This is a genomic window from Billgrantia endophytica, from assembly GCF_002879615.1.
In the GTDB taxonomy this organism is placed as follows: domain Bacteria; phylum Pseudomonadota; class Gammaproteobacteria; order Pseudomonadales; family Halomonadaceae; genus Halomonas; species Halomonas endophytica.
In genome coordinates this window covers 68,825-80,934 of record NZ_PNRF01000043.1, presented here as the reverse complement: position 1 = coordinate 80,934, position 12,110 = coordinate 68,825, and the positions used below count along the sequence as shown (strand labels likewise).

Genomic DNA, 12,110 nt, shown 5'->3' with positions numbered 1-12,110 from the left:
CGGCGCCTTGGAGAGTTCCAGCGAGCCCATCACCTCGCCGCGAAAGCCATAGATCTCACGGGTCCCGGCAAAGGGAATCAGCGTCACCTCGCGTTTCTGCCCCGGCTCGAATCGGATCGCCGTGCCGGCAGCCACATCGAGACGGAAGCCCCGCGTCCTGTCGCGATCGAAGGTCAGCGCCGGATTGGCCTCGGCGAAGTGGTAGTGCGAGCCGATCTGGATCGGCCGGTCACCGGTATTGGCGACCTCGACGGTGATCCGCTCGCGGCCTTCGCAGAGCTCGATCTCGCCACTCTTGAGCTGGTATTCGCCAGGAATCATCATGGCCTCCTCAAACAATGGGGCTATGTACCGTGACTAACTTGGTGCCGTCGGGGAAGGTGGCCTCCACCTGCACCTCATCGACCATCTCAGCCACCCCTTCCATGACATCGTCACGCCTCAGTATCTCGCGCCCGTCACTCATCAGCTCGGCCACCGTACGACCGTCACGCGCGCCCTCCATGATCTCGAAACTGATCAACGCGACCGCTTCGGGATAGTTGAGCTTGAGCCCGCGAGCGCGGCGGCGCTCGGCCAGCTGTGCCGCAGAGAACAACAGCAGCTTGTCCTTGTCTCTTGGGGTCAGTTCCATAAGAATTCCCTCTTCGGTTATCGGTCACTGGCATCGTTATTTCGGGCCTGAAGGTGCTCCTTACGCACACTTTTCACCGCCCCCGTAGGAGCGGCTTCAGCCGCGATGGATCGTTCACGTCAACCATATCCTCGGCACATGTGCCTTGCGTCCGACCAGCAAGGGGCGCAGGCATTCCCAGGCACCCTGGCAGAGAGACCAGGCCTCGTTCCGTGAGGCGCCCAGGTAACGCAGCAGCAGGACGCCGTGGCGAACCGTTACCGCCCAGCGCGGGCTCGCCTCGAGAGCGTCACGCAGTGCATCGACCGCCGCGCGCTCATCGGATAGCCCTATGGCCCATAGCGTGGCCTGCACCGTGGCACCGCCCTGGCCCCAGCGCCCGGCAAAGCGCGGGTGAAGCGGATCCAAGGGTTGCCGCTCCAGCCACAGCGGCTTGCCGTCCCGAACCAGGGAAAAGCGCTGCTCGATACGTCCCGAGACATAAGGCAGCTCGCTGGCGGGCCGTCCCAGGGCCATGACCTCCCAACCGAGGCAGCGCGCGGAACCGGCCAGGTCGATACGCATCGCCTGCGTGCCCCGCGAACCATCGAAGGCGATGGTCTCCTGGGGCAACCATTCGAGAACGGCGTCATCTGCAACATCGAGACGGGTCTGCTGTGACCAGGCCACGCCGTGACTGTCGGCCTTGTAGAGCTTGTTGGCCGCCGGAGTGGTCAACAGGGCGTGAGCGCGCTCCCCCACCTGGGCGGAAATGGTGAGTGCGTCGCCGCTGACCAGGCCACCCGGCGGATGCAACAGATAGAGATGGCAGACACCCTGTCTGCCCTCCGGATAGAAGGGCCGCTGGACACGTAACGGTCCCTGATGTCGCGCCCTGCTCAAGCGCGTGACACCCGCGTGGTCATCGAAGCCCAGCTCCAGTGACGCCGCCCAATGCCGATCCGCATCGAAACGATGTCCGGAGCCTTGGCCTCGTTCGGTATCCATGGCGGTCAGGTAAGCCGTCATCGTCCAGCCTTGTGCTTGGGGTCACCAATGACAGAGCAATGCCTGTACCAGAATGGTGAGCGACAAGACTATGTCTTTAATTACCGAGACTTGAGTCGGGAACGGGGTTTCCTGCGCATACCACTAGCACACCATTTTGGTGCGCATAAAACCACCCTTGCACCATATATGCACCGCAAGAAACGTACAGGAACCATATTGGTGCACACATGCCCAGCACGGGACATGCGCTATCTTCCATGGCGAACGTCACACTGTCAGGTGTTCCCTTATCAGCGCATCCGACAGCTCGTCGATAACCCCCTTGGCCACCGGCCGGCCGCGGTCCATTATCGCGAACCGGTCGGCGTACTTGCGGGCGAAGGGCAGTTTCTGCTCCACCAGCAGTACCGTCAGGCCATCGTCAGCGATCAATTTACGAATCACGCCACCTATCAGCGACACGATATTGGGCTGGATACCCTCCCCGGGTTCATCGAGGATCAACAGTCTGGGCTCGATCACCAGGGCCCGGCCGATGGCCAGTTGCTGCTGCTGGCCACCCGACAGGTCTCCGCCACGACGGTGCCTCATCTCGGCGAGCACCGGGAACAGCTCGAACACTCGTTCCGGGATGCTGCGCTTCCCATCGCGACGGGCCGCGAGCCCTGTGCGCAGGTTCTCCTCCACGCTCAGCAGCGGAAAGATCTGACGCCCCTGGGGTACGTATCCGATGCCCAGCCGGGGGCGTTCCTCTATCCGCTTTCGAGTCAGTTCCACCCCGTCGGCATAACGGATACTCCCACTGACAACCGGCTCTTCCCCCATGATGGCCTTCATCAGGGTGGTCTTGCCGACCCCGTTGCGGCCTATCACGCAGGTACACTGCCCCACCGGCACTTCCAGGTCGAGATCCCATAGGGTATGGCTTTCGCCGTAGTAGTGATTGAGCTTGTCGATGGTCAGCATCGGACCACCTCCTCGTCGACATCGGCTCCCAGGTAGACCTCGACCACCTTCGGGTCGCTGGATATCTGATCCATGCTGCCTTCGGCCAGTACGCTGCCCTGGTGCAGCACCGTCACCTTGCGGGCAATGGAGCGCACGAATCCCATGTCGTGCTCCACCACCACCACCGACTGCTTCCCGGCGAGGCTGGTCAGGAGTTCGGCGGTCCGCTCCATCTCCTGTTCGGTCATGCCGGCCACCGGCTCATCCACGAGCAGCAGGCGCGGACGCTGCATCAGCAGCATGCCGATCTCCAACCACTGCTTCTGCCCATGGGACAGAATGCCAGCCGGGCGGTGGATCAACCCGGTGAGGCCCGTGGTTTCCAGTACCTCCCCGATGCGCTCCCGAATCGCGGGCGTCATTCCCGCGGTCAGGGTCGGCAGGATGCGCTTGTCCGCCGACATGGCCAGCTCCAGATTTTCGAAGACCGTCAGCGCCTCGAAGACGGTCGGCTTCTGGAATTTTCTCCCGATGCCGAGGCTGGCAATTTCCGGCTCGTTCATGGTCAGCAGGTTGTGCCTGGCGCCGAACCATACCTTGCCGCTATCCGGCCGGGTCTTGCCGGTGATGATGTCCATCATGGTGGTCTTGCCGGCCCCGTTGGGGCCGATGATGCAACGCAACTCGCCATCGTCGATGGTCAGGTTCAGGGCATCGATCGCCCGGAAACCGTCGAAGCTGACGCTGACGTCTTCCAGATAGAGGATCGGCCCGTGCCGGACGTCCACCGGCGACTCCGCCGGAACCAGGAAATCGAAGACCTTGTCGCGCCGGGAAAAGGATTTCAAGAGGCTCATGCCATAGCCTCCTTGCCGCCAGAGAGGTCGCCGTCCCGTCGACGACGCCTGATGCGATAGGCCAACACTCCGGCGACCCCCTTGGGCAGGAACACGGTCACCAGCACGAACAACCCGCCCAGTGCGAACAGCCAGGCATCGGGCATCACCCCGGTGAATACCGTCTTGGCGTAATTGACCAGCAACGCGCCGATCACCGCACCATAGAGCGTGGCGCGTCCGCCGAGGGCGACCCACAGCACGATCTCGATGGAAAACAGCGGCGCGAACTCGCTGGGGTTGATGATGCCGACCTGGGGCACGTAAAGCGCACCGGCAAGCCCGGCCAGCATTGCCGAGACCACGAACACGAACAGCTGGAAACGCTCGACCCGATAACCGAGAAAGCGCGTACGCGCCTCGGCGTCGCGGGTCGCCACACACACCCGTCCCAGCTTGCTGGTGACGATCGCCCGGCATAGCACGTAACCCAATGCCAATGCCACGCCGGTGGCGATGAATAGCCCCAGGCGGGTATCGCTGCTACGTAGATCGAAGCCGAGCATGTCACGGAAGTCGGTCAAGCCGGTGTTGCCGCCGAAGCCCATCTCGTTACGGAAGAAAGCCAGCATCAGCGCGAAGGTCAGCGCCTGGGTGATGATCGACAGATAGACCCCGGTGACCCGCGAACGAAATGCCAGGAAGCCGAACACCAGCGCCAGCAGGCCAGGCGCCAGCAGCACCATCAGGAAGGCGAACCAGGCCATGTCGAACCCCTGCCAGTACCACGGTAGCGAGTCCCAGTTGAGGAACACCATGAAGTCCGGCAGCACCGGGTGCCCGTAGACCCCACGGTCGCCGATCTGCCGCATCAGGTACATGCCCATGGCATAGCCGCCCAGGGCGAAGAACGCGCCATGCCCGAGACTGAGGATGCCCAGATAGCCCCATACCAGGTCCACCGCCACGGCGAGCAGCGCATAGGCCAGATACTTGCCCAGCAGGTTCACGGTGTAGGCCGAGACGTACAGCGGATGCCCCTGGGGTACCGCCACGTGCAGCACGGTGACCAGCACCAGGGCGCTGAACAGCACGCCCAGGAAGATCAGTGTCGAACGCTCGGTGAAAGGTCGTCCAAGCCATTGCATGCGTTAGCCCTCCGCCGCCCGGCCCTTCTGCGGAAAGAGTCCGCGGGGGCGCTTCTGGATGAACAGAATGATGAAGACGAGCACGATGATCTTGGCCAGCACGGCCCCGGCCCAGGGTTCCAGCACCTGGTTGATCACCCCCAGGGACAGGCCCGCCACCAGGGTGCCCCACAGATTGCCCACTCCGCCGAACACCACGACCATGAACGAGTCGATGATGTAGTTCTGCCCCAGGTTGGGGCCGACGTTGGTGAGCTGGGACAGCGCCACGCCGGCAAGCCCCGCCACCCCGGAACCCAGCGCAAACGTGAGGATGTCGACACGGGTGGCACGAATGCCCATCGAACGCGCCATCGCGCGGTTCTGGGTCACCGCACGCACTTCCAGTCCGAGCCGCGTGCGGCGCATGATCAGCAGCAGGCCGGCGAACACCAGCAGCGAGAAGCCGAGCACGTACATACGATTCAGGGTCAGCGACAAGGCATCGTTGATCACCAGCGAACCGCTCATCCATTCCGGAGTGACCACGGTACGATTCAGCGGTGAAATGGCGGTGCGCACCAGTTGCTGCAGGATCAGGCTGACACCGAAGGTGGCCAGCAGCGTTTCCAGCGGCCGCCCCTTGAGAAACTGGATGACGCTACGCTCGATGGCGATGCCGGCCAGCGCCGCGACCAGGAAACCGACCGGGATCGACAGCAGCAGCGCCAGCCCCGGCTGTCCGGGAAACAGTTGCTGCATCATCCAGGTGCTGTAGGCACCGAGCATGATCAATTCGCCATGTGCCATGTTGATCACGCCCATCACACCGAAGGTGATCGCCAGACCGATGGCCGCCAGCATCAGCACCGACCCCATGGAGAGCCCGAAGTACAGGGTTTCGGCGGCGCGATTGAGGCGCAGTGTCTGTTCGATGTTGTTGAGCGCCGTCTGGGCCGCGTCGGCCAGTTCGGTGTTGTCACTGTCCGCCGTCGCGCGAGCCAGCGCCACCCGCACGCGGGGGTGCAGGCTGCCGTCGAGGTGTTCGATGGCGAGAATGTCGCCCTGCTCCAGGCGATGGATGGCCAGGGCCTGGGTCAAGCGCTGCCTGACGCGGGCATCTTCCTCCTGTTCGATCAGGCCGGCCAGCGGCTCGGCCAGGTCGGCGTCCACCTCACCCAGCAGGCGCTCGGCGGACGCGCGGCGCAAGCCCACGTCAGACGCATAGAGATCGACCACCGCGATGACGCTGCGCAGCTGGTTGCGCAGGGCGTTGTTGATCCCGATGCGGTCGAGATCTCGACGCGACATCGTGCCCAGCGCCTCGCCACTCAGGGCGTCGGCGACCGGCCAGTCACGCCCGCTGTTGTCGAGCACGATGACGAATCGCCCCTCGTCGGTGCGTTGCAGGCGACCCTCGAGCAGTGCCGACAGCCAATCGCGGGCACGCTCGTCCTCGCTTTCGGCGATCGCCGTGATCGCCTCGCCCTTGGCGGGATAGGACGACACGTCCAGCGCTTCGAGCAGTTCGATGGCGACGGCATCCTGCGCCTGTACCGTGGGCATGGTGATCAAGGTGCCCAGCAGGACAAACAGGCCGGCGAGCAGCGTCAGGGGCCGACGCCATGCCCGGCGGTGGGCGTCGCCGAGGCCTGCCTCGGCCGACGCTGGCCGGGGCAACGGAAAATTCCTCATCGGGCTTTTCCTCTGGTAGGGACGAGATGGCGTGCCTGAATCCCGCCGCTTGGGCGCGGCGGGACAATCAGGAGAGCTTATTCAGCCAGCGCGGCTTCGGCCTCCTCGGCCGCCGTGCTGCCACCGCAGCGCCCGGTAGAGACGTTGAAGTTGCCGCAGCGCATCGGCGCCTGCCAGTCGGCCATCAGGTCGCGCGAGCCGGGCAGGAAGTCGGACCAGGCATCGCCAGCCACGGTGGACGGCGTCTCCCACACGATGTCGAACTGGCCGTTGTCCTGGACCTCGCCGATCAGCACCGGCTTGGTGATGTGGTGGTTGGGCATCATCGCAGCAAAGCCACCGGTGAGGTTGGGGACGGTCACGCCGATGATCGCGTCCTTGATCGCGTCGGGGTCGGTGGTACCGGCCTTGCGTACCGCCTCGGCCCACATGTTGAAACCGATGAAATGGGCTTCCATGGGGTCGTTGGTCACCGCTTCCTCATCGCCGGTGTAGTCGATCCAGGCGTCGATGAAGTCATAGTTGATGTCGGTATCGACGCTCATGAAGTAGTTCCACGCGGCCAGGTGGCCGACCAGCGGACCGGTATCGATGCCGGAAAGCTCCTGCTCACCCACCGAGAAGGCGATGACCGGAATGTCGGCGGCATCGACGCCCTGGTTGGCCAGCTCGCGATAGAACGGCACGTTGGCGTCGCCGTTGACGGTCGAGACCACCGCGGTCGGCTTGCCTTCGCTGCCGAAGCGGCGGATGTCGGACACGATGTTCTGCCAGTCGGAATGTCCGAACGGCGTGTAGTTGATCATGATGTCCTCGTCGGCGATGCCATGCTCTTCCTTGAGGAAGGTCTCGAGGATGCGGTTGGTGGTGCGCGGGTAGACGTAGTCGGTGCCAGCCAGCACGAAGCGCTCGATGCCCACCTCGTTGATCAGATATTCCACGGCGGGAATCGCTTGCTGATTGGGCGCGGCGCCGGTGTAGAAGACGTTTTCGGACGACTCCTCCCCCTCGTACTGCACCGGATAGAACAGCAGGCCGTTGAGCTCCTCGAACACCGGCAGAACCGCCTTGCGCGACACCGAGGTCCAGGTACCGAAGACCACGTCGACTTCGTGTTGCGACAGCAGTTCACGGGCACGCTCGGCGAACAGCGGCCAGTTGGAAGCGGGGTCTACCACCACGGCTTCGAGCTGGCGACCGAGCAGACCACCCTGCTCGTTCTGCTGCTCTATCAGCATTTCCACGGTGTCCTTGAGCGTCGATTCGCTGATCGCCATGGTTCCCGACAGCGAGTGCAGGATACCGACCTTGATCGGGTCGTCGGCCAGCGCCTGGGCACTGATGCCGAAAGCGGTGGCAGACAGCAGTGCAGCCATCAGCCGGCGTGAAGAGGGGGACCTGGAAGCGTGAGGCCGTGAAAGGAAACGGGACGGGACCTTGCGTCGGGAAGCGTTCACATGCAACTCCTTGCACCTTCTTTTTCGTGGAAGGTTTCATTGTGATGGCAGTGGTATCGCCGGCCGGGGCGACCAGCTCGATACGCGTCTCAGCCATCAGCATTTGCAAGGGATGCGCCACACGGGCCAAAAAGCCTCTTTCCCATTATTTTTCGGTGAGTTGAGCGCTTGTATCACTCGACTCAGCCTTCCGTGACCGCACCGCCCCGGTGCAATCCGATGCGCCGGAACCGCTGGCCTCATGCACAATCAAGGTGCGCCAGGAACAAAAAGGGGCGCGGGTGTGCACCAGCGCCCCTGCGGCAGGCAACCTGCCGATAACGCGGTCAGCCGCGCGTCTGGCGGGCCTGCAAGATGACCTTCTTGACCAGCGGCAGACAGAGCGACAGCACGGCAATGATCAGCAAGGCCAGCGAGATCGGCTTGTCGATGAAGATCGACCAATCACCACCGGATATCTGCAGCGCCCGTCGCATGGATTCTTCCATGATGTTGCCGAGGATCAACGCGAGGATCAGCGGGGCCGCCGGGAAACCGAACAGCCGCATGCCGAGCCCCAGCAGGCCGAAACCCAGCAGCAGCAGCAGGTCGAACACGCTGAAGCTCGTGCCGTACACCCCGATCATGCAGAAGATCAGGATCAACGACAGCAGCAGCGGACGCGGCATGTCGAGGATCTTGGCAATCAGCGGAATCAGCGGCAGATTGAGCACCAGCAGCATGATGTTACCGATGTACATGCTGGCGATGACTCCCCAGAAGACGTCCGGGCGCTGCTCCAGCATCATCGGGCCCGGGGAGACGCCCATCACCAGCAGTGCGCCAAGCAATACGGCAGTGGTGCCCGACCCGGGTACCCCCAGGATCAAGAGCGGCACGAAGGAGCCGGTACAGGCCGCATTATTGGCCGTTTCGGGCGCTGCCAGGCCCTTGATATTGCCCTTGCCGAAGGTGTCTCCATCCTTGGCGATGCGTTTTTCCATACTGTAGCCAAGGAACGATGCCACGGTGGCACCCGCCCCCGGCAGTACGCCGACGAAGAACCCCAGGACCGAGCTGCGGCCGACAGGACCAGCGATCTCCTTGATCTCACTCCTGGAAAGCCTGAGCGAGCCGATAGCGTTGCGCGGCTGCTCCTTGCCTCCCCCCCCGCGCAACAGCATGTAGAAGACCTCGGCAAGGGCGAAAACCCCCAAGGCCACCACCAGGAAGTCGATGCCATCGAGCAGGTGGGTGGTACCGAAGGTATAACGTTCGGTGCCGGTCTGCAGGTCGATTCCCATGATCGAGATCATCACGCCGACCACCGCGGCAATCAGGCCCTTGACCAGCGACTTGTCGGAGAGCGTGACCACGGCGGTCAAGCCCAGCACCATCAATGCAAAATACTCTGCCGGGCCGAAACTCACCGCGACCCTGCCCAGCACCGGTGCTACCAGCATCAGGAAAACGACGGAAATGGTGCCACCGATGAAGGAGGCATAGGCCGCTATGGCCAACGCCTTGCCCGCCAACCCCTTGCGAGCCATGGGATAACCATCGAAGGCAGTGGCCACCGTTCCGGCCACGCCCGGTGCATTGAGCAGGATCGACGAGGTCGAGCCGCCGAAGATGGCACCATAATAAACACCCGCCATCAGAATCAGTCCCGAAGAGGGTTCCATGGCGAAGGTCACGGGTATCATCAGTGCCAAGGCGCTGATCGGGCCCAGTCCCGGCAGCATGCCGATGATGGTTCCTGCAAAGACCCCGATAAAGACGTAGGCGATATTGGTCGGCTCGAGCGCTATGCCGAAGCCGTACATCAGGTTATTGAAGGCATCCATAGTATCTCTCTCGCTGGCGATCGAAGATGAACGCGCCAGACACGGTCGCGGCAGGTCAGAACGGCAAGATGCCCTGTGGCAGATAAACGTCCATACCACGGGTCATGGCCAGATAAAGCAACAGCACGACCCCCAGCGAGGTCGCCAGGTTGACGCCATGGCGGCGATAACCGAAGTACCAGGCCAGGCCGAAGGAGAGCGCCAGCGAGGTCAACACGAAGCCAACCGGCACGAGCAGCAGGGCATAGGCCACGATAGCCAGCGAGGTGATGACGACCCGGGACCAGGGACGCAGCAATAATGGCTTGGCCCGCTCCTCTGGACCGATCTCGTCGGGTATGTCCCGGTCCTTGGGCTTTTCCAGGAACAGCATCACTGCCAGACCGAACAGAGTGAAGCCCAGCACCTTGGGGAACAGGTCCGAGTCGATCGGCCGAGGCAGGGGGAAGTCGGGTATCTGGAAGGCCATCGCGAGATAGCCTACCGCCAGCAGGGCAATGATCAGCCCCAGTATCTGGTTGCTATTGAGTCGTGTCATCAGGATTCGCCCGAAGCCGTGGAACGAATGTTCCAGAGCTCAAGTGTCGCATTCAGGGGAGCATGGGCCCCGCAATGCGAAGCCCATGCCTGTCGTACAGCGCCGATGTATTGGCGTTATTCCCCCCGCAATCCCAGCTCGCTGAGTACTTCGCTGAACTGTTCCTTCTGTTCGTCGAGGAAGGCGCCGAACTCTTCACTGCCCTGGTAAGCGTCGATCCAGCCCAACTGGTCGCGAGCGGACGCCCAGCCATCGGTCTCGAGCATCTGCGCGAACAGGTCTTCATAGTAGGCGACCGCCTCGGCGGGCATGTCGGGGGCACCCATCACGCCACGCCAGATGTCGAAGGTGTAGTCGATGCCCTGCTCCTGATAGGTCGGCACGTCGGCCAACACACCGCCCATGCGCTCGGGGGCGGAGACTCCGATAGCGCGGATATCGCTGCCTTCTTCAAGCTGGCCCGAAGCCTCGCCGGCACCGGTGATCACCGCCTCGACATGGCCCCCCATCAGGTTGGTCATCGCTTCGCCACCGCCCGAAAACGGCACGTAGTTGATATCGGAAGCGTTGAGACCTGCCGCCGAGGCCATTCCAGCCATGGCGATATGATCCATCGACCCCGGGGCACTACCGCCGCCAACGCTGAGGCCGGGGTTGTCGCGAATGGCTTCGACCAGGTCGGTGAGCGACTCGTAGTCGGAATCCGCCGACACCAGCACGATGGAGTAGTCGGTGATCAGGCGCGCGATAGGCGTGAAGTCGCTATGGTCGTAGCGCGAGGTGCCGGCCAGTGGCACCAGAATGATGGGCGGGCTGGCGGCGAACAGCTTGTGCGGATTGCCACTGTCGCGAGCGATTTGTGCCCAGGCCACTGCGCCACCACCACCCGGGACGTTGATGGCAGCGAAGTTCCGCTCGGCCAGCCCCTCTTCCTGAATGACGCGGGCGGTCGTGCGGACCAGCGTATCCCAGCCGCCTCCGGGGTTGGCCGGAGCAATGTATTCGATGGAGCGGGTCGGCGCCCATTCATCGGCATGGGCGGTGGAGGCGGCAACGGCAGCCAGCGGCAGGGCCAGCAGCGTCAGGCGCTTGAGGGAGTTCTTGGCAGTCATGGCGTTCTCCGATATTCGGGTGTTATTGTGATGACACGCGCCGAACCTTAAAAGAGCCCTGCTCGTATCGACAAGCTTCTGAACATAAAAGACAAATTGTCCGTTATGGGCATTTTGTCCATTCTGTCCACGCCCTGGACACTTCGCCAAGTGTCCATCAGGGAGTCAGCTCTCCTCGCACCAGAGAGAGGCATCTCCCAACAGCCGGTAGCGTCGTTCGGGCCTACCCACATCACCATAGCCCAGCTCAGCGCCTACCACCTGCACAGAAACCAGAAACTCCAGATAACGCCTCGCCGTTGAACGGCTTGCCCCCATGGCCCTCGCCACCTGCATGGCAGCCAGCGGGGCGTCGGCATTTTCCAGGGCCCCCACCACGGCCCGCAGCGTCAGCCGGTCGATCCCTTTGGGCAGTGTGCGTATGCCGCCGCTCGACACGCCCTCCGGACGCAGCCTTGCCAGTGCATGGTCCAGTTCCTCCTGGCTCATCTCGCTACGTGCCGCCAGGGCGGCACGTTCGCGCCGAAAACGTGTCAGCATCTGGGCCATGCGCGAGGCCTCGGCGGGCTTGATCAGGTAATCGAACACTCCACCACGCAGCGCTTCGGCGATGGTTTCCACCTCCCGGGCGGCGGTCACCATGACGATATCCACGTGAAGGAAGTCTCGGCGCAGCCTCCAGAGCAGTTCGAGGCCTTCGACATCGGGCAGGTAGGCATCCAGCAACACGAGCTGGATCGCGTCGGCATGGCGCGTCATCAGTTCCCATGCCTCGGCACCGCTTCTGGCCATGCCCATCACGCGAAAGCCTTCACTCCGCTCGATGAAGGCGCGGTGTATCTCGGCAATGCGAAAATCATCCTCGACGATCAGGATTCCGTAATCCAAAGGCAGACAGCCCGGGTCTTGCATCTCCCCTCCCCCCGCGATGCATGCGGTATCGTCTT

At 63.1% G+C, this 12,110-nt stretch carries 11 protein-coding genes and 1 pseudogene; all 12 read right to left on the bottom strand.

The window, feature by feature from the left end; translation table 11 throughout:
- Positions 1-15 precede the first annotated feature (15 nt).
- Positions 16-321 (bottom strand): annotated as a pseudogene (locus tag C1H69_RS20585) (urease subunit beta); the annotation flags it as partial.
- A gap of 10 nt (positions 322-331) precedes the next feature.
- Complete coding sequence (locus tag C1H69_RS20580) at positions 332-634, bottom strand: urease subunit gamma (RefSeq protein WP_102655262.1); 303 nt, start codon at positions 632-634, stop codon at positions 332-334.
- Positions 635-748: 114 nt separating this feature from the next.
- Complete coding sequence (locus tag C1H69_RS20575) at positions 749-1,642, bottom strand: urease accessory protein UreD (protein WP_102655261.1); 894 nt, start codon at positions 1,640-1,642, stop codon at positions 749-751.
- A 249-nt stretch (positions 1,643-1,891) separates the two neighbouring features.
- Positions 1,892-2,590, bottom strand: coding sequence for an urea ABC transporter ATP-binding subunit UrtE (gene urtE / locus C1H69_RS20570; protein WP_102655260.1), 699 nt, complete (start codon positions 2,588-2,590; stop codon positions 1,892-1,894).
- Entirely contained in the window at positions 2,584-3,429 is an 846-nt protein-coding gene (urtD, locus tag C1H69_RS20565; protein ID WP_102655259.1) for an urea ABC transporter ATP-binding protein UrtD, read from the bottom strand. The genes urtE and urtD overlap by 7 nt, the downstream gene beginning before the upstream one ends.
- Complete coding sequence (gene urtC, locus C1H69_RS20560; RefSeq protein WP_102655258.1) at positions 3,426-4,556, bottom strand: urea ABC transporter permease subunit UrtC; 1,131 nt, start codon at positions 4,554-4,556, stop codon at positions 3,426-3,428. Before urtC ends, urtD begins: the two co-directional genes overlap by 4 nt.
- A gap of 3 nt (positions 4,557-4,559) precedes the next feature.
- Positions 4,560-6,101, bottom strand: coding sequence for an urea ABC transporter permease subunit UrtB (urtB, locus tag C1H69_RS20555; protein WP_102655300.1), 1,542 nt, complete (start codon positions 6,099-6,101; stop codon positions 4,560-4,562).
- Between the two features lie 206 nt (positions 6,102-6,307).
- Positions 6,308-7,606, bottom strand: a complete 1,299-nt coding sequence (urtA, locus tag C1H69_RS20550) for an urea ABC transporter substrate-binding protein (RefSeq protein ID WP_102655257.1) — start codon at positions 7,604-7,606, stop codon at positions 6,308-6,310.
- Positions 7,607-8,013: 407 nt separating this feature from the next.
- Positions 8,014-9,513, bottom strand: coding sequence for a tripartite tricarboxylate transporter permease (locus C1H69_RS20545; protein ID WP_102655256.1), 1,500 nt, complete (start codon positions 9,511-9,513; stop codon positions 8,014-8,016).
- Positions 9,514-9,568: 55 nt separating this feature from the next.
- Positions 9,569-10,051 (bottom strand): tripartite tricarboxylate transporter TctB family protein, encoded by a 483-nt coding sequence (locus C1H69_RS20540; protein WP_102655255.1) that lies wholly within the window; start codon positions 10,049-10,051, stop codon positions 9,569-9,571.
- 116 nt (positions 10,052-10,167) lie between these two features.
- On the bottom strand, positions 10,168-11,163 hold the full coding sequence (locus C1H69_RS20535) for a tripartite tricarboxylate transporter substrate binding protein (RefSeq protein ID WP_102655254.1): 996 nt from the start codon (positions 11,161-11,163) through the stop codon (positions 10,168-10,170).
- A gap of 165 nt (positions 11,164-11,328) precedes the next feature.
- A complete protein-coding gene (locus C1H69_RS20530; RefSeq protein WP_102655253.1) occupies positions 11,329-12,075 on the bottom strand; it encodes a response regulator in 747 nt (248 codons plus the stop codon).
- Positions 12,076-12,110: the final 35 nt, after the last annotated feature.

Excerpts from the sequence above, each read along its gene's own strand:
- C1H69_RS20580 (WP_102655262.1), bottom strand. The coding sequence starts at position 634 with ATGGAACTGACCCCAAGAGACAAGGACAAGCTGCTGTTGTTCTCTGCG.
- C1H69_RS20575 (WP_102655261.1), bottom strand. The coding sequence starts at position 1,642 with ATGACGGCTTACCTGACCGCCATGGATACCGAACGAGGCCAAGGCTCC.
- urtE (WP_102655260.1), bottom strand. The coding sequence starts at position 2,590 with ATGCTGACCATCGACAAGCTCAATCACTACTACGGCGAAAGCCATACC.
- urtD (WP_102655259.1), bottom strand. The coding sequence starts at position 3,429 with ATGAGCCTCTTGAAATCCTTTTCCCGGCGCGACAAGGTCTTCGATTTC.
- urtC (WP_102655258.1), bottom strand. The coding sequence starts at position 4,556 with ATGCAATGGCTTGGACGACCTTTCACCGAGCGTTCGACACTGATCTTC.
- urtB (WP_102655300.1), bottom strand. The coding sequence starts at position 6,101 with ATGCCCACGGTACAGGCGCAGGATGCCGTCGCCATCGAACTGCTCGAA.
- urtA (WP_102655257.1), bottom strand. The coding sequence starts at position 7,606 with ATGGCTGCACTGCTGTCTGCCACCGCTTTCGGCATCAGTGCCCAGGCG.
- C1H69_RS20545 (WP_102655256.1), bottom strand. The coding sequence starts at position 9,513 with ATGGATGCCTTCAATAACCTGATGTACGGCTTCGGCATAGCGCTCGAG.
- C1H69_RS20540 (WP_102655255.1), bottom strand. The coding sequence starts at position 10,051 with ATGACACGACTCAATAGCAACCAGATACTGGGGCTGATCATTGCCCTG.
- C1H69_RS20535 (WP_102655254.1), bottom strand. The coding sequence starts at position 11,163 with ATGACTGCCAAGAACTCCCTCAAGCGCCTGACGCTGCTGGCCCTGCCG.
- C1H69_RS20530 (WP_102655253.1), bottom strand. The coding sequence starts at position 12,075 with ATGCAAGACCCGGGCTGTCTGCCTTTGGATTACGGAATCCTGATCGTC.